19 protein-coding genes and 1 other RNA gene are annotated in these 22860 nt (G+C 64.2%); 9 read left to right on the top strand and 11 right to left on the bottom strand.

Annotated features, from left to right (window positions below; translation table 11 throughout):
- Nucleotides 1-4: 4 nt before the first annotated feature.
- The 3 genes from cysW to J7360_RS11080 are packed head-to-tail and all read right to left on the bottom strand — an operon-like array spanning nt 5 to nt 2916.
- Nucleotides 5-958 carry a sulfate ABC transporter permease subunit CysW gene (cysW, locus tag J7360_RS11070; protein WP_057661849.1) on the bottom strand — a complete coding sequence of 318 codons (954 nt, stop codon included), beginning with the start codon at nt 956-958 and terminating at the stop codon, nt 5-7.
- Nucleotides 955-1815 carry a sulfate ABC transporter permease subunit CysT gene (gene cysT / locus J7360_RS11075; RefSeq protein ID WP_057661852.1) on the bottom strand — a complete coding sequence of 287 codons (861 nt, stop codon included), beginning with the start codon at nt 1813-1815 and terminating at the stop codon, nt 955-957. Before cysT ends, cysW begins: the two co-directional genes overlap by 4 nt.
- A 3-nt stretch (nt 1816-1818) precedes the next feature.
- The gene (locus J7360_RS11080) at nt 1819-2916 is read right to left on the bottom strand and encodes a sulfate ABC transporter substrate-binding protein (protein WP_007968916.1); all 1098 of its coding nucleotides are present in this window, start codon (nt 2914-2916) and stop codon (nt 1819-1821) included.
- 89 nt (nt 2917-3005) lie between these two features.
- Here J7360_RS11080 and kbl point away from each other — a divergent pair, with 89 nt between their 5' ends.
- Nucleotides 3006-4214, top strand: coding sequence for a glycine C-acetyltransferase (gene kbl / locus J7360_RS11085; RefSeq protein WP_209033863.1), 1209 nt, complete (start codon nt 3006-3008; stop codon nt 4212-4214).
- Nucleotides 4215-4216: 2 nt separating this feature from the next.
- The gene (locus J7360_RS11090) at nt 4217-4609 is read left to right on the top strand and encodes an HNH endonuclease (RefSeq protein ID WP_042676276.1); all 393 of its coding nucleotides are present in this window, start codon (nt 4217-4219) and stop codon (nt 4607-4609) included.
- Here J7360_RS11090 and J7360_RS11095 read toward each other — a convergent pair.
- From J7360_RS11095 to J7360_RS11105, 3 genes are all read right to left on the bottom strand, one after another.
- Nucleotides 4560-5420: a pseudouridine synthase gene (locus J7360_RS11095; RefSeq protein ID WP_007968912.1), complete on the bottom strand. Its 861-nt coding sequence runs from the start codon at nt 5418-5420 to the stop codon at nt 4560-4562. The two genes, J7360_RS11090 and J7360_RS11095, sit on opposite strands and share 50 nt — an antisense overlap.
- Before the next feature lie 19 nt (nt 5421-5439).
- Nucleotides 5440-5955, bottom strand: a complete 516-nt coding sequence (locus tag J7360_RS11100) for a hypothetical protein (RefSeq protein WP_007968908.1) — start codon at nt 5953-5955, stop codon at nt 5440-5442.
- 192 nt (nt 5956-6147) lie between these two features.
- On the bottom strand, nt 6148-7245 hold the full coding sequence (locus tag J7360_RS11105; RefSeq protein ID WP_005915855.1) for an OmpA family protein: 1098 nt from the start codon (nt 7243-7245) through the stop codon (nt 6148-6150).
- Nucleotides 7246-7660: 415 nt separating this feature from the next.
- On the opposite strand from J7360_RS11105, the gene J7360_RS11110 reads away from it, so the two are divergent.
- From J7360_RS11110 to J7360_RS11125, 4 genes are all read left to right on the top strand, one after another.
- Nucleotides 7661-8683 (top strand): zinc-binding alcohol dehydrogenase family protein, encoded by a 1023-nt coding sequence (locus tag J7360_RS11110; protein WP_057661857.1) that lies wholly within the window; start codon nt 7661-7663, stop codon nt 8681-8683.
- Nucleotides 8684-8889: 206 nt separating this feature from the next.
- On the top strand, nt 8890-10929 hold the full coding sequence (locus J7360_RS11115; protein ID WP_209033865.1) for an NADPH-dependent 2,4-dienoyl-CoA reductase: 2040 nt from the start codon (nt 8890-8892) through the stop codon (nt 10927-10929).
- 1359 nt (nt 10930-12288) lie between these two features.
- Nucleotides 12289-12750 carry a cell wall hydrolase gene (locus J7360_RS11120; RefSeq protein ID WP_005915848.1) on the top strand — a complete coding sequence of 154 codons (462 nt, stop codon included), beginning with the start codon at nt 12289-12291 and terminating at the stop codon, nt 12748-12750.
- 426 nt (nt 12751-13176) lie between these two features.
- The gene (locus tag J7360_RS11125; protein ID WP_007970618.1) at nt 13177-13791 is read left to right on the top strand and encodes a glutathione binding-like protein; all 615 of its coding nucleotides are present in this window, start codon (nt 13177-13179) and stop codon (nt 13789-13791) included.
- An 84-nt stretch (nt 13792-13875) separates the two neighbouring features.
- On the opposite strand, the gene J7360_RS11130 is transcribed toward J7360_RS11125, so the two are convergent.
- Both J7360_RS11130 and J7360_RS11135 read right to left on the bottom strand, forming a co-directional pair.
- Nucleotides 13876-14862: a malate dehydrogenase gene (locus J7360_RS11130; RefSeq protein ID WP_007968897.1), complete on the bottom strand. Its 987-nt coding sequence runs from the start codon at nt 14860-14862 to the stop codon at nt 13876-13878.
- Between the two features lie 118 nt (nt 14863-14980).
- A complete protein-coding gene (locus tag J7360_RS11135; protein ID WP_007968896.1) occupies nt 14981-15475 on the bottom strand; it encodes a peptidylprolyl isomerase in 495 nt (164 codons plus the stop codon).
- Nucleotides 15476-15716: 241 nt separating this feature from the next.
- Between J7360_RS11135 and typA the strand changes: the two genes are divergently transcribed.
- The 3 genes from typA (at nt 15717) to J7360_RS11150 (ending at nt 19786) form a co-directional block, all read left to right on the top strand.
- The gene (typA, locus tag J7360_RS11140) at nt 15717-17546 is read left to right on the top strand and encodes a translational GTPase TypA (RefSeq protein WP_003486646.1); all 1830 of its coding nucleotides are present in this window, start codon (nt 15717-15719) and stop codon (nt 17544-17546) included.
- Between the two features lie 67 nt (nt 17547-17613).
- Nucleotides 17614-18033: a DUF2127 domain-containing protein gene (locus J7360_RS11145; RefSeq protein WP_008571656.1), complete on the top strand. Its 420-nt coding sequence runs from the start codon at nt 17614-17616 to the stop codon at nt 18031-18033.
- A gap of 103 nt (nt 18034-18136) precedes the next feature.
- Nucleotides 18137-19786, top strand: a complete 1650-nt coding sequence (locus J7360_RS11150; RefSeq protein ID WP_176215037.1) for an amidase — start codon at nt 18137-18139, stop codon at nt 19784-19786.
- 112 nt (nt 19787-19898) lie between these two features.
- Here J7360_RS11150 and J7360_RS11155 read toward each other — a convergent pair.
- The 3 genes from J7360_RS11155 to J7360_RS11165 all read right to left on the bottom strand — a co-directional run bounded on the left by J7360_RS11155 (nt 19899) and on the right by J7360_RS11165 (nt 22641).
- A non-coding RNA gene (locus tag J7360_RS11155) (sX9 sRNA) lies at nt 19899-19972 on the bottom strand.
- Between the two features lie 58 nt (nt 19973-20030).
- Entirely contained in the window at nt 20031-21158 is a 1128-nt protein-coding gene (locus J7360_RS11160) for a mechanosensitive ion channel domain-containing protein (RefSeq protein WP_007968892.1), read from the bottom strand.
- Between the two features lie 85 nt (nt 21159-21243).
- Nucleotides 21244-22641: a 3-deoxy-7-phosphoheptulonate synthase class II gene (locus tag J7360_RS11165; protein ID WP_022558413.1), complete on the bottom strand. Its 1398-nt coding sequence runs from the start codon at nt 22639-22641 to the stop codon at nt 21244-21246.
- Nucleotides 22642-22860 lie beyond the last annotated feature (219 nt).

The following is a 22860-nucleotide window of genomic DNA, read 5'->3' on the forward strand; positions in this document are numbered from 1 at the left end:
CACCTCAATGGCGGTGGTTGGCGGCCAGCGAATCGCCGTGTCGCCATTCCAGATACGTCTTCAGCGCCAACGTCAGCAGCGCGGTCAATGCCAGCAGCGACGCGCAGGCAAATGCGGCGCTGTAGGCGTATTCGTTGTAGAGAATTTCCACGTGCAGCGGCAGCGTATTGGTGCGTCCACGGATATGCCCGGACACCACCGACACCGCCCCGAATTCGCCCATCGCACGCGCCGCGCACAACAGCACACCGTACAACAGGCCCCAACGGATACTGGGCAGCGTCACCCGCCAGAACATCTGCCAGCCGTTCGCGCCCAGGCTCAGTGCCGCCAGTTCTTCGTCGCTGCCCTGCTGCTCCATCAACGGCATCAATTCGCGCGCGATGAAGGGGAAGGTTACGAACGTGGTCGCCAATACGATGCCTGGCAACGCGAACACGATCCGCGGCAGCTGGATCACAAGGTCGCCCAGCGCCGGCAGCTGCACATGCCAGCCTTCGTCGATCAGCGGCCAGGCCCAGCCGTTGCGGCCGAAGATCAGCACGAAGATCAAGCCCGCCACCACCGGCGACACCGAGAATGGCAGGTCGATCAGGCTGACCAGCAGGCGTTTGCCCCGGAACTGATGCTTGCTGACGGCCCACGCCGCGGCCACGCCGAAGACCAGATTCAACGGCAGCACGATCGCCGTCACCAGCAAGGTCAGCTTGATCGCCGACAACGCGTCCGGGTCGACCACCGCATGCAGGAAGGTTTCCCAACCGCCACGCAACGCCTCGGCGAACACCAGCACCAGCGGCAGCAGCAAGAACGCCAGCAGAAAGAGCACGGCGCCCAGGATCATCAGCCATTGCACCCACCGCGGCTCATTGGTGGCCGAATCGCTGATGCGACGCGCCTGCTTGGTCATGGCATGGATCGGCAACATGGAAGGCAGCGATGAAACAGCATCGTTCATGCGGGCCTCCGTTGATAGCGCAGCAGCCGTGCCTGCAGCGTATTGACCACCAACAAGATCACGAACGACAGCAACAACATGGCCGCGGCAATGGCAGTCGCGCCGGCGTAGTCGAATTCTTCCAGCCGGATGGTGATCAGCAGCGGCGCGATCTCGGTGGAATTGGGCAGGTTGCCGGCAATGAAGATCACCGAGCCGTATTCACCCACGCCGCGTGCAAACGCCAGCGCAAATCCGGTCAGGACCGCAGGCCACACCCCCGGCAGCACCACCCGCCAGACCGTCTGCCACCGCGAGGCGCCCAAGGTGGCGGCGGCAGCCTCCATTTCACGATCGCTCTCGGCCAGCACCGGCTGCACCACCCGCACCACGAAGGGCAGGCCCACAAAGACCAACGCCAGCACGATGCCCAGTTGCGTGTAGGCCACCTTGATCCCGATCGCCTCCAGCCAGCGTCCCACCCACCCGTTGCCGCCATACAGCGCGGTCAGCGCAATGCCAGCCACCGCGGTGGGCAACGCGAACGGCAAATCGATCACCGCATCGAAAAAACGCCTGCCTGGAAACCTGTAACGCACGAAGACCCACGCCACCCAGGTGCCCATCACCGCGTTGAAGGCACCGGCCGCAAACGCGGTGCCGAAGCTCACCCGCAGCGCCGACAGCACGCGTGGCTCGCTCCATACCCGCCACAGGCCCTCCCAGCCCAGACCGATGGTCTTGACGAAGACACCCAGCAGGGGGATCAGCACGATCAGGCCAAGCCAGGTCAAGGTGATTCCCAGACTCAGGCCCAGCCCCGGCATCACGCGTCGGCGCGATGACGGCGCTGGGTGGGGTGCAACCGACATCGACATTGCTTACTTGTTGGCCTGGATCTGGTCGAACACGCCACCGTCGGCGAAGTGCTCTTGCTGGGCCTTCTCCCAGGAGCCGAACGCCTGCTGGATGGTCACCAGCTTGATCTCCGGAAACCGCGCGATGTCGGCCGGGTCGGCAAATTCCGGATGCCGCGGGCGATAGAAATGCTTGGCTGCCAGCTTCTGACCTTCAGGCGCATACAGATAGCGCAAGTAGGCTTCGGCCACCTCGCGGGTGCCATGCTTGTCGACGTTCTTGTCCACCAGCGCCACCGACGGCTCGGCGAGGATCGACAACTTCGGCACCACGATCTCGAACTTGTCCTTGCCCAGTTCCTCGCGCGCCAGCAGCGCTTCGTTTTCCCAGGCCAGCAGCACATCGCCGATACCGCGCTGCACGAACGTCGTGGTGGCGCCGCGTGCGCCGGTATCCAGCACCGGCACGTTGCGGAACAACGCCTGCATATAGCGCACGGTGCGCTCGCGGTCGCCCTTGAAGATGTGGTCGGCGTATGCCCAGGCGGCCAGATAGTTCCAGCGCGCGCCTCCGGAGGTCTTCGGGTTCGGCGTCACCACCGCCACGCCAGACCGCAACAGGTCCGGCCAGTCATGGATGTTCTTCGGGTTGCCCTTGCGTACCAGAAACACGATGGTCGAGGTATACGGCGCACTGTTGTCGGGCAGGCGCTTTTCCCAATCGGTCTCGATCAGCTTGGCCTTCTGCGCGATGGCATCCACGTCGTAGGCCAGCGCCAAGGTCACCACGTCGGCCTCGATGCCATCGATCACCGCGCGCGCCTGCTTGCCCGAGCCGCCGTGCGAAGTTTCCACGGTCACCGTGTCCTGCGGGTGCTGCTGTTTCCACTGCGCTGCAAAGGCGGCGTTGTAGTCGCGATAGAACTCGCGGGTAGGATCGTAGCTCACGTTGAGCAGCCCGATTTCGCGTGCGCCAGCTGGGCCGGCCAGGACCAGCAAGGCGAAAAGAAAGGAGGTAAAACGGAAACGGGAATATGTCACGACGATCTCCTGGCCGATTGAGCACAGCTGAACAGCAAGCATGCCATGCTGCGCAGCGGCACGCAGGCGGTGAAATGACATCAGCGCCGCCGCTTATGCCGATTTTGCATGACGTAGTGGTATGCCACCGTGATCGTTAAAATCGCGCTTCTTTTGCCACTGCGACCGCCATGACCACCGTTCCCGCCGCGCTGACCGCCCATTACGCCGCCGAACTGGACGCCATCCAGGCCCAGGGCCTGTTCAAGTCCGAGCGCATCATCACCGGCCCGCAGTCAGCGGAGATCACGCTGGCCGATGACCGCCGCGTCCTGAACTTCTGCGCCAACAACTATCTGGGCCTGGCCGACCACCCGGACATCATCCAGGCCGCCAAGGACGCGCTGGACAGCCACGGCTTCGGCATGGCCTCGGTGCGCTTCATCTGCGGCACCCAGGATCTGCATAAGCAACTGGAACGCACCATCGCCACGTTCTTCGGCACCGAAGACACCATCCTCTACGCAGCCTGCTTCGATGCCAATGGCGGCCTGTTCGAACCGCTGCTCGGCGAGCACGACGCCATCATTTCCGATGCGCTCAATCATGCCTCCATCATCGACGGCGTGCGCCTGTGCAAGGCCAAGCGCTTCCGCTACGCCAACTGCGACATGGCCGACCTGGAAGCGCAGCTGCAGGCCGCCGACGCCGCCGGGTGCAAGACCAAGCTGATCACCAGCGACGGCGTTTTCTCGATGGACGGCTTCATCGCACCGCTCGACGAAATCACTGCCCTGGCCCGCAAATACAACGCGCTGGTGCATATCGACGAATGCCATGCCACCGGCTTCCTCGGCGACACCGGCCGCGGCTCGGCCGAGGTCAAGGGCGTACTCGACCAGATCGACATCTTCACCGGCACGCTGGGCAAGGCCATGGGCGGCGCATTGGGCGGCTTCACCACCGCAAAGCGCGAAGTGATCGAGCTGCTGCGCCAGCGTTCGCGTCCCTACCTGTTCTCCAATTCATTGCCGCCGCACGTGGTGGCTGCCGGCATCAAAGCCTTCGAAATGCTGGATGCCGCCGGCGAGCTGCGGACGCAGCTGGTCGAAAACACCACGTATTTCCGCGCACGCATGACCGCCGCCGGTTTCGACGTCAAACCGGGCGTGCATCCGATCAGCCCGGTGATGCTGTACGACGCACCGCTGGCGCAAAAATTCGCCGAGCGCTTGCTGGAGGAAGGCATCTACGCCATCGGCTTTTTCTTCCCGGTGGTTCCAAAAGGCCAGGCGCGCATTCGCTCCCAGATCAGCGCAGCGCATACGCGCGAGCACCTGGATCGAGCGATCGAAGCGTTCATCAAGATCGGGCGCGAACTCAAGGTCATCGACGCCTGAGCATGCGCACGGTGCTGCGCCAACGGCTGCTGCTGGCGGCGCAGACCGATGCGCAGGCGCAGCTGCGCGACGGCCATTGGGAAACGCGCTGCCTGCACTGCCGTCGGCATCTGCAGGTGCGCGCCGACGGCGAACCGCTTGGCCACACCACGCTCGAACACGTGGTGCCGCAGGCCTGGTTCGGTCGGCGCGCGGCGGCGTCGCTGTGCGCATTGGTGGGCGAGGATGCCAACGATGCGCGCAACCTGGCGCTGGCCTGTGCCGGCTGCAATCACGCCAAGGGTCGCCGCCACGATGCCAACGGCGCCGGCGACGCCCGCGCTTACGAAGTGGTGAGCGCCCTGCTCAGCGCGCGTCTGGCGCGCTGGCGTGCGCCGCCGGCACTAACGCACTGACTTCCTCGGCGCTCAGCATCCGCCACGCGCCTTTGCCCAGCTCCCCCATTGCCAGCGGGCCGATCGCCACGCGCACCAACCGCAATACGCCGATGTCGACTGCGGCCACCAGCCGGCGGATCTGCCGATTGCGCCCTTCGTCCAGCACGATTTCCAGCCAGGCATTGCGCTCGCCTTCGCGCAGTACGCTGACCTGCTTGGCGCGCAACAGTACGCCCTGGCCCTGCGGATCGGGATCGACCACACCGGCCTGCAGTTGCGCCAGTTGCGCGGCACTGGGACGGCAATCGATCTGCACGTGGTAAGTCTTGTCCGGTCCGGTCGCCGGGTCGGTCACCGCCGCCGCCCACTGTGGGTCGTTGCTGAAAAGCAACAGGCCTTCGCTGGCCTTGTCCAGGCGCCCTACCGGCGCGATCCACGGTAAGCCGGCGCCATCGAAGCAACGGTAGACCGTGTCCCTGCCCTGCTCGTCGCGCACGGTGGTGACCACGCCGCGCGGTTTGTTGAGCATCAGGTAGCAACGCGCCAGTCCCGCCAGCGGTTGCCCATCGACAGCGATGGACGATTGCTGATCGCCGCGGATCGGAAATTCGGGGTCGCGCACCACACGCGCCGACACGCTCACGCGGCCATCGGCAATCCAGCGCGCCGCCTCGGTGCGCGAACACACGCCAAGCTTGGACAGTACGCGCGCCAGCCCATGGCGTGGCGCGGCATTGGCGGATGCGGCCGCGGATACGCGCACCGCGACGCCCGCCCCCGGACCACGCTGACGCTGCCGGGACGTTGCCGGCGCAGGTCGCCGGGGCATGCCGTCCCGACCGCAGGGCTTACTTGTTTTCGACCGACTTGGCGTCGGCCGCAGGTGCTGCGGGCGCTGCCGCTGCAGGTGCCGCGCCAGCGGCCGGGCGTGCCTTGACCACGCGCACACCGCGAGCCTTCATCCAGGCATCGAATTCTTCTGCCGTCATGCGCTTGCCGTTCTGGCTCATGTCAAAGCGCCACGGGGTGTTGTCGAACGCGGTCGTGGCCTTGTAGGCCGCCGGGTCGTTCGGGTTGACGGTGCCACCGGGTGGAATGACCTTGGCCAGATCCTGGCAACCTTCCACGCGCAGGCGCAGCAGCACACGATCCACCGACTGGTCGCTGCTATAGGGCTGTGCCAGCACGCCGGTAGGCATGCCCAGCTGCACGCTACGGGTGTAGAACTCGGCAGCCGCGGGTGCAACGACGGTGGCGGGCAACGGCAGTGGCTGGGACACCATGCTGCCGGCGCAGTTTGGAGCGGCGTAGGCAGCGGGGATCAGAGCGAGACAGAGCAGTCCTGCCGTAGCGGTACGCAGCATCGGGTTCTTCCAAGTATGAGTGTGGTGTTGACGCGGCGAGTGTAGGCAGCGATGAACGCTGTTTCAACAGGAACCGTGCATGGATGGCAACACAGACAGGATCGGCAGCGCTTGAGCGCGCTTTTCCCGAGCCTGCATAGACAAAACCCGGCACGAGGCCGGGTTTTGTCTGCAACAAAGCTAGCGGTCCGATTAGTTCTGGACGTTCAGCTCGGTACGACGGTTCTTCGCACGACCTTCCGGATTGTCGGAACCATCCGGGTTGGTGTTCGGAGCAATCGGACGGCTCTCGCCGTAGCCGATCGGGCCGACCAGACGCGACGCATCGACGCCGTTCTTGGTCAGGTAGTCGTACACGGTGGTCGCACGACGCTCGGACAGCTTCTGGTTGTACGCGTCGGTACCCTTCGAGTCGGTGTGACCGGCAACCTCGACCTTCAGGTCGGGGTAGCGCTTCAGGATCTCGGTCGCTTCGCTCAGGATCGAAACGGCATCCGGACGCAGGGTCGACTTGTTGAAGTCGAAGTTCACGCCCTTCAGGTCGATCGAGACAGGAACCGGGCAACCGTCCGGACCGATGGTCTGGCCAGGCTGCGAGTTCGGGCACTTGTCGTCGCAGTTGTTGACGCCGTCACCGTCGTCATCCAGATCGGCGCAGCTCGGCGCAACCGGAGCCGGAGCCGGCGGCGGAGCGGTCGACGGAGCCGGTCCCAACGGGATCACGACGCCGACCGAAGCCAGCACGTCGCCGAACCAGTCTTCCTGCGGAGCAGCAACGCTCTGGTCGTTGAAGTCAGCGCGGTAGGCCAACTCGGCACGCACGGCAACGCGCTTGTCGAAGGTGGTCTGCAGACCGACACCAGCCTTGGCGGCAAAGTTGCCGTCCTTCTGCTGGCCCGGCGAAACCGGGTTCGGGGTCGCGTCGAATTCTTCTTCCGAACGCTGGTAGCCCAGACCGAACAGCAGGTAGGGGTTCCAGCCGCGGCCTTCCTGGATGAAGTGGCGACGCAGGTCGAACGAGATGCCGTACTGGCTCCAGTTCAGATCCTGGTTGGCATCGAAGTTCGGGTTCTGATAGTTCAGCTCACCGTCGATCGACCAGTTCGGGCTGACGAACTTGCCCAGACCCAGGGTGACGAACGGGGCATCATTGGTCAGGCGATCGCTGTCCTGGAAGTTGAAGCCAGCGCTACCGGTCAGGTACCAACGGTCGTCGAACTCCTGCGCGGAAGCAGCCTGGGCAACTGCCAGACCGCCGAGCAACGCGGCAGTGAGAATTTTCTTGTTCATTTATACAGCTCCTTCTTTGGGAGATAAAACCGATAGAGGCGTTGTGCTTGGTAAAGATGCTCGTCACATCCAGAGCCATCGGGGCGCAGATTAAGCCGGCCTCGGTGAAGATCGCGTTAACGGTCATATAACATGTGAAAGCAATCACCAGGTCCCGCAACGCCAAGCAATACTACGTATACAGCTTCATGAAGGAAAGGACCGGGGGCCCAATTCGAATAGCGCGCCTGCATGAACGGCAGCCCAATTAAGTCACTTGAATACGGTTCCGTGCTGACTGGTTTTCAGCGTTCCAGGTTGCCTTGAAAACTACATTGGTGAACGCCAAGCCCTGTCCGAGCTGAATTGTGGGGTGGATGGTTGCAGGCGACTTGCCCCACAACGCACCCTGAACCTCCCGCTCAGGAGCGCTCCAATGAAAGCTGTCGCCCTCACCCGCCATCTTCCGATCAACGATCCCGAATCGCTGCTTGACATGGAACTTCCGGCACCTGCGGCGCCGTCGGGGTATGACTTATTGGTGCGGGTGGAGGCGATCTCCGTGAACCCGGTCGATACGAAGGTGCGCGCGCCCAAGCCGCAGCCCCTGCAGGCGCCGAAGGTCCTGGGTTACGACGCAGCCGGAGTGATCGAGGCGGTCGGCCCGGAGGTCACCGCCTTCGCGGTCGGCGACGAGGTCTACTATGCCGGCGATATCGGGCGGCCGGGCAGCAATGCGCAGTATCAGTTGGTGGACGCCCGCATTGCCGGATGCAAACCGACCTCGCTCAGCTTCGCGCAGGCGGCCGCGCTGCCGCTGACCACCCTGACGGCGTGGGAGCTGCTGTTCCAGCGCATGCCCTTTTCATTCGACGGTGCACGCAATCGCGGCAGGCATCTGCTCATCATCGGCGGCGCGGGTGGCGTGGGCTCCATCGCGATCCAGCTGGCGCGGCATGCCGGGTTCACGGTGATTGCCACCGCCTCGCGCCCGGAGAGCATCGAATGGGTTCGCCAAATGGGCGCCCACCACGTGATCGATCATCACCAACCGCTGCAGCCGCAACTGCAGGCGCTGGGGCTGGAAACGGTGGACGCGGCGCTCAATCTGGCCGACACCGACCGCTACTGGCAGCCACTGGGCGAAGTGCTGGCGCCACAGGGCCATGTGGGCCTGATCGTGGAGCCGCGCGGGCCGTTGTCGATCGGCGACCCATACAAATCCAAGTGCATTGGCATCCATTGGGAGCTGATGTTCACGCGCGCGCGCTACGCGACCGAGGACATGGTCGAGCAGCACCGCATCCTCAACCGGGCGGCCAGCCTGATCGATGCCGGCGAGCTGCGCACCACGCATACCGAGACGCTGTCGCCGATCAATGCGCAGCAGCTGCGCGAGGCGCACCGTCGACTGGAAAGCGGCAGCACTATCGGTAAGCTGGTGCTGGCCGGCTGGTAAGGCGGCGGTCTGGCTCAGGTCGCCGCCGCGATGCATGGATGCGCGCAGCGCCTGCGTATCGGCGCGCGCCCGTGCGGGCGGCAGCGAAGGCGTGTGTTGCCGGCCGGGCGTCTCCGGCATCGGCAGGGCCGCTGCATGCGTCAGGACTTGCCGCCAGGCCGGTTTGCCGGCATCGTGCGCAATCCGTACGCCAGCGTATCCACATCATGTCGCCCGCCACCGGTCCCTCCGCCTTGTCTTTCCCGCACCTGTTCACCCCGCTCGATCTGGGCTTCACGCAACTGCGTAATCGCGTCCTGATGGGCTCGATGCACACGGGCCTGGAAGACCGTGCGCGCGACTTCCCCAAGCTGGCGGCGTATTTCGCAGAGCGCGCCGCCGGTGGCGTGGGCCTGATCGTGACCGGTGGGTTTTCGCCGAATGTGGTGGGCTGGCTCAAGCCGTTCGGCGGCAAGTTATCGTGGCCTTGGGAGGTACGCCCGCATCGCCAGGTCACCCGCGCAGTTCACGAACACGGCGCCAAGATCTGCCTGCAACTGCTGCACGCCGGGCGCTACGCGTACCACCCGCTGTCGGTTGCGCCATCCAGGCTCAAGGCACCGATCAACCCGTTCACTCCGCGCGCCTTGTCGGCCGGCGCAGTGGACCGGCAGGTCGCCGCCTATGCGCGTGCCGCGCGGCTGGCGCGCGAAGCGGGCTACGACGGGGTCGAGGTCATGGGCTCGGAAGGCTATCTGATCAACGAATTCACCGCCGCGCGCACCAATCGGCGCCGCGACACCTGGGGCGGCGATGCGAGCAAGCGCATGCGCTTTGCGGTGGAGATCGTGCGGCGCATCCGCGAGGCCTGTGGGCCGGACTTCATCATTATCTACCGGCTGTCGCTGGTGGATCTGGTCGAAGACGGCAACCAGTGGCAGGAAATCCTGGCCCAGGCGCAGGCGATCGAAGCGGCCGGCGCAACCATCATCAATTCCGGTATCGGCTGGCACGAAGCGCGCATTCCCACCATCGCCACCTCGGTGCCGCGCGCTGCGTTTGCCGGGGTCACTGCCAAACTCAAGCCGCATCTGCGCATTCCGGTGGTGGCAACCAACCGCATCAACATGCCGGAGGTGGCCGAGCGCATCCTGGCCGACGGTGCCGCAGACATGGTGTCGCTGGCGCGGCCGCTGCTGGCCGACCCGCAGTGGACCAACAAGGCGCGCGCCGGGCAGTCGCATACCATCAATACGTGCATTGCCTGTAACCAGGCCTGCCTGGATCACGTGTTCGACAACAAGCTGGCCAGCTGCCTGGTCAACCCGCGTGCCGCACACGAGACCGAACTGAACTACACCCCGACTGCCACGCCCAAGCGCATTGCCGTGGTCGGTGCCGGCCCGGCCGGTCTGGCCTGCGCGACGGTGGCGGCAGAACGCGGGCATCGGGTGACCTTGTTCGATGCAAGCGATGCGATTGGCGGGCAATTCAATGTCGCCAGGCGCATTCCGGGCAAGGAAGAGTTCAACGAGACCTTGCGTTATTTCGGCCATCGCATCGAAGCGACCGGCGTGCAGCTGCGTTTGAACACCCCGGTGCAGGCGGCCGATCTGAAAGACTTCGACGAAGTCGTGCTGGCAACCGGCATCAAGCCGCGCAAGGTGGATTTCCCCGGTGCCGATCATCCGATGGTGGTGAGCTACCTCGACGTGGTGCTGGGCCGCCACGTAGCCGCCGACAAGGTGGCCATCATCGGTGCCGGCGGAATTGGCTTTGATGTCGGCGAGTTTCTGGTGCACACGGGTGAATCGCCTTCGCTGGATCCGCAGCGCTGGATGACCGAATGGGGCGTCGACCCGAGCTTCGAAGCGCGCGGTGCGTTGACCAAACCGCAACCCGAGCGTGCCGCTCGTCAGGTCTGGCTGTTGCAGCGCAGCCCCGGCAAGCCCGGTGGACGCCTGGGCAAGACCACTGGCTGGATCCACCGCGCGACGCTCAAGGCCAAGGGCGTCAAGATGCTCGGCGGCGTGGAATATCTGGGCGTGGACGATGCCGGCCTGCGCATTCGCGTGGAAGGCAGCGAACAGCTGCTGGATGTCGGTACGGTGGTGGTGTGCGCCGGGCAGGAGCCGCGTCGCGAATTGCTGACCGCGCTGCAAGCCAACGGCCGGCAGCCGCATTTGATCGGCGGCGCGGATGTGGCGGCCGAACTGGATGCCAAGCGTGCGATCAACCAGGCAAGTCGGCTGGCCGCGACCCTGTAACGGATTTTCCAGGACGGCGTCACGACGACGCCGTCGTTGCGTTCGGGGCCTGGCTGCACGACTGCCGTGCATGCAGCGTTACCGACGTCGCCATGCATGCGGATGTGGTGGCATGCCACGCCGATTCTCTTTCTTGCCGTGCGGACCGGCGATAAGTGCCGCATGCATCGTTACCGCACGCATTACCGCCTGTCGCATTGCGCGCCTACGCGGCAGCGCATCTCGACACGGGCCTGTGTGGTAGAGGCGCGGGCACTTCGCGCACCTAAAACGCGCTCAGGTCACCGCTTGCTGCCTGCATTGTCGATTCGCAATCACCGCTACAGCATCAGCGTGCGCCTGTGGGATGCGATCACACCGCGTGTCTTATCGCATCGACAGAGATTTTCGCAACGTGCATGCACGTTTCTGACGACAGTGCGTGCTGCACTGATTGCAGCACCTGGCGTATCAACGCCCCCTTCGCTTTGGCATCCATTGGTCTTAGAGCTTTTGTATCTGACACTTCTGCACTTGAGCATCTTTGCGCTCTTGCGCTCTTGCGCTCTTGAACATGCGACCGCGCAAACATCGCAACGCAATAAGACACATCACTGGCGCATCGAATGCTCGACGAGCTTTCGAAACATCGCTACGTAGCCTCCGAACATCATGCGACGACGGCTATCACGTCGTGATGGCAGATAGCTTTCGCTGCAACAGCTAGCTGTCTGTACTGCTTTTGATGGCGTGATCAGCGAGATGCGTCAAGACTGCGCATCCACGCAAAAGAGATGCATAAAGCGCCAGTGCTGCAACACACACACCGCTGCAGCTCGGACGCTAGCACTTTCGCCATCCAGTGCATCTGCGCGACGCCCGTCTTTCTCGCGCCCCCTTGATCGATGTACGAAACCGAATTACGCAGCCCCGGTCGAGAGCACAACCACGCGTGACGAGTGCGTGTATGAAATTTGCTTTATCAGGAACGCGGTTTTTGGCCACCAGGCCATCATCGGAACCGACACGCACTGCCGCAGCGCGCGCGATGTGGCAAATAATTCATGCAACACAACAGTCGCTTTCAACACTGCGACGCAGATTCGATGTTGCGATGCACGCTAGGCTGTTTCGCAGCGCGATGCACTGCGGGCAATCAGAATCGTCAACCCCTCTCATTCAGCCGCGATTGTGTGATCGACGCCTACCTTGCGCCAACTTTTTGACCCGCCGCATTTGGTGGGCGCCTTCGGCAGATGGTCTTTCGCCGAAGCATTTGGCGACCGGTGGCAGGTCGCCTCCCCATGACGCCAAGCCCTCTGCACTGGTGCATCCACATTGGATGCTCTGCGGACCGGCCCATACGGAGCAAGGAGTTCTATGAAACTTGTTTGGATACTCTGGCTGTCGCATGTGTTGCCGCAGCCAGCTGCAGATTCGCTGTGTTTGAGCACGACCGTCTATCTGGAAGCGCGCGACCAGACCTTGCGTGGCCAGCAGGCCGTTGCAGAAGTTGCATTGCGTCGCCTGGATAGCGGTTTGTGGGGCGACTCGATGTGTCAGGTGGTCACTGCACGCAAGCAGTTCGCGCCGACGATCGTGGCGCCAGGCACGCAGCTGAAGAACGACGATGCCTGGAACAAGGCATTGGGCGTGGCACTGGCGGCGCAGCGCAACTGGGCATTGCCAGTTGGCCAACGCAAAGAGATCGTGCCGGGCGCCAGTCACTTTGCCGCAAGCGCAATCGCGAGCCCTAGCTGGCGTAATGCCTATCAGGTGGCCACCATCGGCGACCACACGTTCTATCGCGTGCAATCGCTGCGCCCGCGCAACGCGTCCTGAGCGCGCAGTGTCGCGGCATCTCTGAGCGTCATACGTCGCTGAGGTCATTGATTATCGAGATGCAGTGCCGATGCGTTGACGCGTCTTAAGGCGTCCATCTCGAGACACTCATGCGTCGCAGTACAACGGACACGCCGCACGCCTGGCGATCGACCGGCGCGGCAGAAAGCCGTATCAGGCACCGACTCGCTTTCCGCACCCTGACGGGTTGCAAAGAAGACCCTGACCACGCCAAGGCCGCTGCCGCGACTTGCCGCGCTGGCTAGCTTGGCAGTGTCCTTCGTATCGGCATAACACCAACTTCAGCGACCAACGGGCCAATGGGCCAATGGCGACATCCTACTCAAGCCCCCGATACCCGCTGCGCGCTCCACACGGCATCGCCTGCCCGCTAAGCTTGGGTCTTCATTTTCGCGTGGATCGTCCATGAAGCTGTATACCAAGCCCGGCGCTTGTTCGCTGGCAGATCACATCGTGTTGCGTTGGTCGGGGCTGCCGTTCGACCTGAGTGTGGTCGATGCGGCGACGATGAAATCTCCCGAGTATCTGCGTCTGAATCCAGCAGGCGCCGTGCCATTGCTGCTGGTCGACGATTGGGCACTGACCCAGAATGCAGCCATCCTCAATTACATCGCCGACATCGCACCACTTACCGGCCTATCCGGCGATGGCACCGCGCGCAGCCGTGCCGAAATCAATCGTTGGATCGCCTTCGTCAATGCCGACGTGCACCCCACTTTCAAGCCGATCTTCGGTAGCACCGCGTATCTGCAAGACCCGGCGCTGATTGCGCGCAGCCAGGACGATGCGCGCGTCAAATTGCGCACGCTGTACGCGCGCGTCGATGCGCATCTGCAAGGTCGTACCTGGCTTGCCAGCGACAGCCACACCGGTGCCGATGCGTATTTGTTCGTCACCTTGCTGTGGGCGCAGAAAGTCGCGGTGAATCTGGATGGCTTGAACGCACTGCAGGCGTTCGTGCAACGCATGCTGGCCGATGCCGATGTGCAGGCTGCACTCAAGGCCGAAGGTCTGGCCTGACAGCGCAGGCGTCTGCGACACGACGCGCAATAAAAGAACGCCGGGCAATGCCCGGCGTTTTCATGACTGCAGTGATCGAACAACTCAGCCCAGCAGATGCGCCACGCCGCTGCGCTCTTCTTCCAGCTCGGCCAGGGTCTTGTCGATGTACTTCTGGCTGAAGTCGTCGATCGGCAGATCCTTGACGATGGTGTACTTGCCATTTTCGGTGGTGACCGGGAAGCCGAACATCACGCCTTCCGGAATGCCGTAGGAGCCGTCCGACGGCACGCCCATCGTCACCCACTTGCCGTTGGTGCCCAGCACCCAGTCACGGATGTGGTCGATGGCGGCATTGGCGGCGGAGGCAGCCGAGGACAGGCCACGCGCTTCGATGATCGCTGCGCCGCGCTTGCCCACCGTCGGGATGAACGTGGAAGCGTTCCACTCCTGATCGTTGATCGTATCGCCGATGGAGGCGCCATCGGCGGTGGCGAAACGATAATCCGGGTACATGGTCGGGCTGTGGTTACCCCACACCACCAGCTTCTCGATGCCGGCCACCGGCTTGCCGAGCTTGGCCGAGAGCTGGCTCAGCGCACGGTTGTGGTCCAGGCGCAGCATGGCGGTGAAATTCTTCGGGTCCAGGTCCGGCGCCGACTTCATGGCGATGTAGGCGTTGGTGTTGGCCGGGTTGCCGACCACCAGCACCTTCACGTCGCGCTTGGCGACCTTGTTCAGGGCCGCGCCCTGTGCGGTGAAGATCTCCGCATTGGCCAGCAGCAGGTCCTTGCGCTCCATGCCCGGGCCGCGCGGACGCGAACCGACCAGCAGGGCGACGTCGACGTCCTTGAAGGCCACTTCGGCGTCGTCGGTACCGACCATGCCGGCCAGCAGCGGGAACGCGCAGTCTTCCAGCTCCATCATCACGCCCTTGAGGGCGGCCTGGGCCTTCTCAATCGGCAGTTCAAGCAACTGCAGAATGACCGGCTGGTCCTTGCCCAGCATTTCGCCGGAAGCGATGCGGAACAGCAGGGCATAGCCGATCTGGCCGGCGGCGCCGGTCACAGCAACACGAACAGGTGCTTTCATGGGGTGTTTCCTCTGCTAAAAAACGTTGGTGGGGGTCGCACGCTGGCGGGGCGCAAGGCCGGGCGGCGCGCATTGACAAGCGAACGGCCGCACATGGCGGCCGTTCGACGGGATGCGATCAGGCGGCGAGGATCTTGTTCCACTCCGCAACGCGGTCGGCCTTGGCGGCCAGCACGGCGTCGGTGTCGCCTTCGATGGTGAGCGTCTTGATGGTGTCGCCCTGGGCAACGCTATCGACCACGTCCAGGCCCTGGGTGACCTTGCCGAACACGGTGTGCTTGCCGTCCAGCCACGGAGTGGCGGTGTGGGTGATGAAGAACTGGCTGCCGTTGGTGTTCGGGCCGGCATTGGCCATGGACAGCACGCCGCGCTCGTGACCGACGCCATTGTTGGCCTCGTCTTCGAAACGGTAGCCCGGGCCGCCGCGGCCGGAACCTTCGGGGCAACCGCCCTGGATCATGAAGTCGGCGATGACGCGGTGGAAGCTCAGACCGTTGTAGAAGCCGCGCTTGGCCAGGTTAACGAAGTTGGCAACCGTCAGCGGGGCCTTGTCCGGGTACAGCTCGACGACGATCGGGCCGCGGGAGGTATCGAAAGTGGCGATCAGGGACATAGAAATCCTTGCAGGTTCTGGGGTGATCAATAGCCCGCTAGGATACACCCGGGTGCGTGGCCGGCCGTATGGGTACGACCATCGTCCAACGCTCCCGCCTGCCACGGACCCGGCCCGTCACGCCCGCTGAATGGGCGATCTGAATCGACTCAGGGCAATCGGCAACGGCAGCGCAACGAAACCGCTATAATGTCGGGCTTACCTCATCTCAAGACTGGCGCCAGACAGGGGCCCTTTCCGCATGTCTATCGAAAAACTCCGCAATATCGCCATCGTCGCGCACGTCGACCATGGCAAGACCACCCTCGTCGACTGCCTGCTGAAGCAGTCCGGCACCCTGTCCGAACGCACCGTGTTGGCTGAGCGCGTGATGGACAGCAACGACCAGGAAAAGGAACGTGGCATCACGATCCTGGCCAAGAACACCGCCATCACCTGGCAGGGCAACCGCATCAATATCGTCGACACCCCCGGACACGCCGACTTCGGTGGCGAAGTCGAGCGCGTGCTGTCGATGGTGGACTCGGTGCTGATCCTGGTCGACGCGATGGACGGCCCGATGCCGCAGACCCGCTTCGTGACCCAGAAGGCCTTTGCGATGGGCTTCAAGCCGATCGTGGTGGTCAACAAGATCGACCGTCCCGGCGCACGCCCTGACTGGGTGATCGACCAGGTGTTCGACCTGTTCGACAAGCTCGGCGCCACCGACGAGCAGCTGGATTTCCCGATCGTCTACACCTCCGCACTGAACGGCTACGCAAGCCTGGATTCGGACGTGCGCGAAGGCGACATGACTCCGCTGTACGAAGCGATCATGCAGCACGTGTCGGCCCCGGACGTTGACCCGGACGGCCCGTTCCAGATGCGCATCAGCCAGCTGGACTACAACAACTTCGTCGGCGTGATCGGCATCGGCCGCATCCAGCGCGGCACCCTGAAGAAGAACATGCCGGTCAGCGTGATCGACCGCGAAGGCAAGAAGCGCCAGGGCAAAGTGCTGCAGGTGCTGGGCTTCCTGGGCCTGGAGCGTATCGAGCAGGACACCGCCGAGGCCGGTGACATCGTGGCCATCTCCGGCATCCAGGAACTGACCATCTCCGACACCGTGTGCGCGCTCGATCATCCCGAAGCGCTGCCGGCGCTGACCGTGGACGAGCCCACCATCTCGATGACCTTCCAGGTCAACAACTCGCCGTTCGCCGGTAACAAGGACCTGTCCGGCGGCAAGTTCCTGACCAGCCGCCAGCTGCGCGACCGTCTGGACCGCGAGAAGGTGCACAACGTGGCGCTGAAGGTCGAGGAAGGCTCGGACGCCGACAAATTCCTGGTCTCCGGCCGTGGCGAGCTGCACCTGTCGGTGCTGATCGAAAACATGCGTCGTGAAGGCTACGAACTGGCCGTGTCGCGTCCGGAAGTGATCATCAAGGAAATCGACGGCAAGCTGATGGAGCCGATCGAACAGCTGGTGGTGGACATCGAAGAACAGCACCAGGGCGGCGTGATGGAAAAGCTGGGCACCCGCAAGGGCCAGCTGAAGAACATGGAACCCGACGGCAAGGGCCGCGTGCGTCTGGATTACATGATCCCGGCGCGTGGCCTGATCGGCTTCCAGAACGAATTCCGCACCCTGACCCAGGGCTCGGGCCTGCTGTTCCACGTGTTCGACCACTACGGTCCGAAGGAACAGGGCGCGATCGCCAAGCGCCAGAACGGCGTGATGATTGCCAATGCACCGGGCGCAACGCCGGCCTATGCACTGGGACCGCTGGAAGAGCGTGGCCGCCTGTTCGCCGCCGAAGGCGACAACGTGTACGAAGGCCAGCTGGTCGGCATCCATTCCAAGGACAACGACCTGACCGTCAACGCGATCAAGACCAAGCCGCTGACCAACATGCGCGCCTCGGGCAAGGACGATGCGATCAAGCTGACCCCGGCGATCAAGTACACGCTGGAACAGGCGCTGGACTTCATCGAGGACGACGAGCTGGTGGAAGTCACCCCGAAGGAAATCCGCCTGCGCAAGAAGTTCCTGACCGAGAGCGACCGCAAGCGTGCTGGCCGTTCGGGCTGAGTTGTTGAGCTGACGCGTGAGTGACAAACCCTATAGCCCGGATCCGCGCGCGCATCCGGGACTGCATGTGATCGCCTTGCTTGAGGCGGTCAAGGGGACGCTTGCGCTGTTGGCGGCGACGGGCCTGGAAATTCTGGGCCCGCTCCCGCTGCAAAACGCGGTCATCACCCTGATCCGCCGCTTCAATTTGGACCCCGACCACGGCGCACTGCCGTCGTTGCTCAAGACCATCAGTCCCGATGCAGTGCATCTGGCCGCTGCCGCCATGCTGGCCTATGGCCTGCTGCATGTGGTGGAAGCCTGGGGTCTGTGGCGTGCCAAGGCGTGGGCCTCGGTGCTGGGCTGCCTGTCGGCGGCCATCTATCTGCCTTTCGATATCTACGCCATCGTGCGTCATCCCGGCTGGACCGCCTGGGGCGTGCTGGCGATCAACCTGCTGGTGGTCGGCGTGCTGGCACGCGACCTGGTGCGACGCCGCCGTCGCTGAGCCTGCCTACCCGTTGGCGGGCACGTCCTCCGTTGTCACCCCGACGCAGCGCCGTTAGCCTGCGACTTCTCCCCGGGGACGACCATTCATGCGATCCATCACTTTGTCTTTCGCGCTGCTGGCAGCGCTATGTGGCTGTGCGCATGCCGATGACGCGTCGCGCGCGGCGACCGCTACTCCCAGCGATTCCACCGCCACCCCCATCGATCTGGCCGAGGCCGACGTGGCCGGCCTGCAGGCGCGCATGGCCAGCGGCCAGAGCAGCAGCCTGCAACTGACGCGCGCGTATCTGCAGCGTATTGCCAGCATCGATCGCGCCGGCCCCAGGCTCAACGCGGTGATCGAACTCAATCCGCAGGCCGAAGCCGACGCCCGCGCCCTGGATGCCGAACGCAAAGCCGGCCATGTGCGTGGGCCGCTGCACGGCATCCCGGTACTGCTCAAGGACAATATCGACGCGCTGCCGATGGTCAACAGCGCCGGCTCGCTGGCGTTGGCCGAGTTCCGTCCCGACCGCGACGCGTTCGTGGTGCAGCGCCTGCGCGCTGCCGGTGCGGTGATCCTGGGCAAGACCAACCTCAGCGAATGGGCCAATTTCCGCTCCACCCAATCCAGTTCCGGCTGGAGCGGACGCGGGGGGCTCACGCGCAATCCGTATGCGCTGGATCGTAATCCCTGCGGCTCCAGTGCCGGCACCGGTGCGGCCATCGCGGCCAGCCTGGCCACCGTCGGCATCGGTACCGAAACCGATGGCAGCATTACCTGTCCGGCATCGGTCAACGGCCTGGTCGGGCTCAAGCCGACGGTTGGCCTGGTCAGTCGCGACGGCATCATCCCGATTTCCACCAGCCAGGACACCGCCGGCCCGATGACGCGCAGCGTCGCCGATGCGGCTGCAGTGCTGCAGGCCATCGCCGCCCCCGACCCGCAGGACCCCGCCACTGCCAAGGCACCGGCGGCCAGCGCCGATTATCTCGCCCACCTGAAACCCGACAGCCTGCGTGGCGCGCGCCTGGGCCTGTTGCGCAATCCGCTCCGCGAGGACCCGGCGATCGCCGCAGCGCTCGACCGCGCCGTGCAGACGCTGCGTGCGGCAGGCGCCACCGTGGTTGAGACCGCCCTGGTCACCGATGGCAAGTGGGACGCGGCCGAGCAGATGGTCTTATTGGTCGAATTCAAGGCCGGCTTGAATGCGTATCTGCAAAACCACCACGCGCCCGTGTCGACCCTGCAGCAGTTGATTGCGTTCAATCGCAACCATGCGCAGCGCGAGATGCCGTACTTCGGGCAGGAGCTGTTCGAACAGGCGCAGGCAGCGCCCGGTCTCGATGATGCGGGGTATCTGAGCGCGCGCGCCAACGCCAAGCGGTTGGCCGGGCCGGAAGGCATCGACGCAGCCTTGAAGGCAGATCGCCTGGATGCCTTGATCGTGCCCACCACCGGCGCGGCGTGGACCACCACGCTCGGCAAGGGCGACAGCTTCCCCGGCGCCGGCTATGGTGCCGCTGCAGTGGCCGGCTATCCAAGCCTGAGCGTGCCGATGGGACAGGCCCAGGGCTTGCCACTCGGCCTGTTGTTCATGGGCACGGCCTGGAGCGAGCCGCGCCTGATCGAGCTGGCGTATGCGTACGAGCAACGCAGCCATGCGCGCTTTACGCCTGGCTATGCGCCCAGTGCGCCGGCTGCGCCAGGTCCGGCAACGTCAGGCGCGACACCCGTCGCGCCGGCGCCGGGGTCGCGCCAGCATGATTGACCGCCGTGACGCCTGGCGCCCCAGAGGAAGAACCGGCCCGGCGGGTGCCTGTGCAAATGCCTGCCGAACCCATGTCATGCCGGCAGTTAGCGCAATACCACCCGAAAAAAGCAGCTACAAAACGTAGCGAACGTCGTCAGGTGGGCGTGGCCGGCGCCCTCGGAACCGCATGTACGAGTAGTCAATGCCGGTCCGGACACGGCCGCACCCGCTTGGCGGCAATGCAGTCATTTTCTTGGCCGCGCTAGATGCTGGCCGCAGGCTCGCCGTCTTCGGCGCCCGGCGAACGCACGCTCTCCTGCGCAATCGGCTCGGCAGGACGTGATGGCGGCCTTTCCTGCGTGGCGATTTCGGCGCGCAGCCTCGGCAATGCATACGCATGCTCGCGCGTCAGGAAATCGATCATGCGTTCGCGCACCAGGCAGCGCAGATCGAAGGCATCGCCGGAATTGCGCGCGCTTACCAGCAGTCGCACCTGGATGGTGTTGTCGCTGGTGTCGGTAATCTGGGTCACGCACACGCGGCCGTCCCATAGCGGCTCGCTGTGGCAGATGCGCTCCAGCTCCGCACGTACCGCTGCAATCGGCGTGCGGTAATCCAGCCAAAGGAACGCGGTGCCGAGCAGGTCGGCGCTGCTGCGTGTCCAGTTCTGAAACGGGTTTTCGATCCACCACGTCAGCGGCACCACCATGCGGCGCTCGTCCCAGATCCGCACCACCACGTACGAGCTACCGATCTCTTCGATGCGGCCCCACTCGCCTTCCACGATCACCACATCGTCCAGGCGAATCGGTTGGGTCAGTGCAATCTGCAGGCCGGCGATCAGGTTGCCGAATACCGGCTTGGCCGCGATACCGGCCACCAGCCCGATGATGCCGGCCGACGCCAGCAAGGTCTTGCCGATCTGGCGCACCTGCGGGAAGGTCAGCAGCACCACCGAAATGCCGAGCAAGATCACCGTGCCCATCAGCACGCGGCTCAGCACCCGCGTCTGGGTCTGGATGCGCCGTGCGGTGAGGTTGTCCGACACCTCGATCGGGTTGCTGCGCAAGATCGCCGCTTCGCCGGCGGCCACCGCGCGTACCAGCAACCAGGTGACGCAGCCGACGATTCCCAGATGCAGCAGATGCTGTACCGCTGCCAGCGCCTTGCCGGCCAATGGGGTCGCTTCGGTGGCGATCCCCAGAAACAACAGCGGCAGGATAAACGCCGCCGGCAGCGTGATCACGCGAATGATGCGCGCACGGCGGTAGTCGCGACCCTGCATGCGGCGAAACAGCCACAGCATCAACGACCAGGTGACGATGCCCGCCAACAGCGAGGCACCGAGCGGGATTGCGTATTCGCGGATGACGTTCCAATCGGCAGTCAAACCGTTCCTCCTGTGGGGGGAAAGAGGGATGGCTGCTAGAGCATGCCGCACGCGGCATGAGCATCACGTCATGCGCACACGCCACTCATGCGCCCAGCGGCTGCGAGGCCACCTGTTGTTGCTTGCGCACGATCGCCATCGCAATTTCCAGCGACTGTTCGTAGTTCAGACGCGGATCCACGCTGGAGCGATACGCCCGCTCCAGATCGCGCTCGGTGAGTTCGCGCGCACCGCCGGTGCATTCGGTGACATCTTCGCCGGTGAGTTCCAGATGCACGCCGCCCAGCCGCGTGCCGGCGGCCGCGTGCAGATCGAACGAGGTCTCCACTTCGTTGCGGATATTGTCGAAACGCCGCGTCTTATAGCCATTTCCGGTGCTTTCGGTATTGCCATGCATCGCATCGCAGACCCACAGCACCCGCCGCCCGTCGCGCTTGACCGCGTCCAGCAGCGGCGGCAGTTTGTCGGCGATCTGCGCTGCGCCCATGCGATGGATGAAGCTCAAACGCCCGGGTTCGTCCTCAGGATTGAGCACATCGATCAGGCGCAGCAGCTGGTCCGGCTGCACCGACGGCCCCACCTTGATCGCGATCGGGTTGCGCACGCCACGCAGGTATTCCACGTGCGCGCCATCCAGCGCGGCCGTCCGCATCCCGATCCACGGGTAATGCGTGCTGAGATTGAACCAGCCCCATTGACGCGGCACCTGCCGGGTCAGGCCTTCTTCGTACGGCAGCAACAAGGCCTCGTGCGAGGTGTAGAAATCGATGCGATTGAGGTTGTACACCTCCGCCCCGGACAGCGTTTCCATGAAGCGCACGGCGTCGCCGATCGAGGCAACCATCTTTTGGTAGTCCGCCGCCAGCGGCGAATAGCCCACCCAATCCAGATTCCAGTATTCGGGGTGATGCAGGTCGGCAAAGCCACCGTCGATCAACGCACGCACGAAGTTCATCGTCATTGCCGAGCGCGAATGCGCGGTGATCATGCGACGCGGATCGGGCACGCGCGCGGCCTCGGTGAAGGCCGGCGCATTGATCACATCGCCGCGATAGCTCGGCAAGGTCACGCCATCGCGCGTTTCGGTATCGGCCGAGCGCGGCTTGGCGTATTGCCCGGCAAAGCGACCCACCCGCACCACCGGCAGATGCAGGCCGTGCACCAGCACCAGGCTCATTTGCAGCAGCACCTTCAACCGGTTGGAGATGGTGCCCGATTCGCAATCGCTGAAATTCTCAGCGCAATCGCCACCCTGCAGCAGGAAGCGCTTGCCTTCCTGCGCTTCCGCCAGCTGGCGCTTGAGCGCAAAGATTTCCCACGAGGTCACCAGCGGCGGCAGCCGCCCCAACTCGTGCATGGCCGCCTGCAGCGCGTTTTCATCCGGGTACACCGGCAGCTGCAATGCAGGTTTGCCGCGCCAGCTGTCCGGCGCCCACGCTGCGGCGGCGGAATCGGTCACGGAAGTGGCAGCGGAAAGATTCATGAGAGGACTCCTAGGCAGCCTGCGATGTTGGCAGAGCCGGAACGCTACGCAAAGCGCCGGGAGGCCAGTGGCTCCGAATTGCCGCCGCGTCGGCCCGAAGTGGCATTCGCGCGCCGGCCCCTTCGACCTGAACAGCAAACAACATCGCCCGTCGAGCCATGACTTTCGACCTACGCTAGCGCTCGCCAAAGCGCTCAACGTTACAAAATAACAACACCC

It is taken from the genome of Xanthomonas sp. D-99 (assembly GCF_017746145.1).
GTDB lineage: Bacteria > Pseudomonadota > Gammaproteobacteria > Xanthomonadales > Xanthomonadaceae > Xanthomonas > Xanthomonas cissicola.

What these genes read in the sequence shown, in the direction of transcription:
- cysW (WP_057661849.1), bottom strand. Translation starts at nt 958, where the DNA reads ATGAACGATGCTGTTTCATCGCTGCCTTCCATGTTGCCGATCCATGCC.
- cysT (WP_057661852.1), bottom strand. Translation starts at nt 1,815, where the DNA reads ATGTCGATGTCGGTTGCACCCCACCCAGCGCCGTCATCGCGCCGACGC.
- J7360_RS11080 (WP_007968916.1), bottom strand. Translation starts at nt 2,916, where the DNA reads ATGTCATTTCACCGCCTGCGTGCCGCTGCGCAGCATGGCATGCTTGCT.
- kbl (WP_209033863.1), top strand. Translation starts at nt 3,006, where the DNA reads ATGACCACCGTTCCCGCCGCGCTGACCGCCCATTACGCCGCCGAACTG.
- J7360_RS11090 (WP_042676276.1), top strand. Translation starts at nt 4,217, where the DNA reads ATGCGCACGGTGCTGCGCCAACGGCTGCTGCTGGCGGCGCAGACCGAT.
- J7360_RS11095 (WP_007968912.1), bottom strand. Translation starts at nt 5,420, where the DNA reads ATGCCCCGGCGACCTGCGCCGGCAACGTCCCGGCAGCGTCAGCGTGGT.
- J7360_RS11100 (WP_007968908.1), bottom strand. Translation starts at nt 5,955, where the DNA reads ATGCTGCGTACCGCTACGGCAGGACTGCTCTGTCTCGCTCTGATCCCC.
- J7360_RS11105 (WP_005915855.1), bottom strand. Translation starts at nt 7,245, where the DNA reads ATGAACAAGAAAATTCTCACTGCCGCGTTGCTCGGCGGTCTGGCAGTT.
- J7360_RS11110 (WP_057661857.1), top strand. Translation starts at nt 7,661, where the DNA reads ATGAAAGCTGTCGCCCTCACCCGCCATCTTCCGATCAACGATCCCGAA.
- J7360_RS11115 (WP_209033865.1), top strand. Translation starts at nt 8,890, where the DNA reads ATGTCGCCCGCCACCGGTCCCTCCGCCTTGTCTTTCCCGCACCTGTTC.
- J7360_RS11120 (WP_005915848.1), top strand. Translation starts at nt 12,289, where the DNA reads ATGAAACTTGTTTGGATACTCTGGCTGTCGCATGTGTTGCCGCAGCCA.
- J7360_RS11125 (WP_007970618.1), top strand. Translation starts at nt 13,177, where the DNA reads ATGAAGCTGTATACCAAGCCCGGCGCTTGTTCGCTGGCAGATCACATC.
- J7360_RS11130 (WP_007968897.1), bottom strand. Translation starts at nt 14,862, where the DNA reads ATGAAAGCACCTGTTCGTGTTGCTGTGACCGGCGCCGCCGGCCAGATC.
- J7360_RS11135 (WP_007968896.1), bottom strand. Translation starts at nt 15,475, where the DNA reads ATGTCCCTGATCGCCACTTTCGATACCTCCCGCGGCCCGATCGTCGTC.
- typA (WP_003486646.1), top strand. Translation starts at nt 15,717, where the DNA reads ATGTCTATCGAAAAACTCCGCAATATCGCCATCGTCGCGCACGTCGAC.
- J7360_RS11165 (WP_022558413.1), bottom strand. Translation starts at nt 22,641, where the DNA reads ATGAATCTTTCCGCTGCCACTTCCGTGACCGATTCCGCCGCCGCAGCG.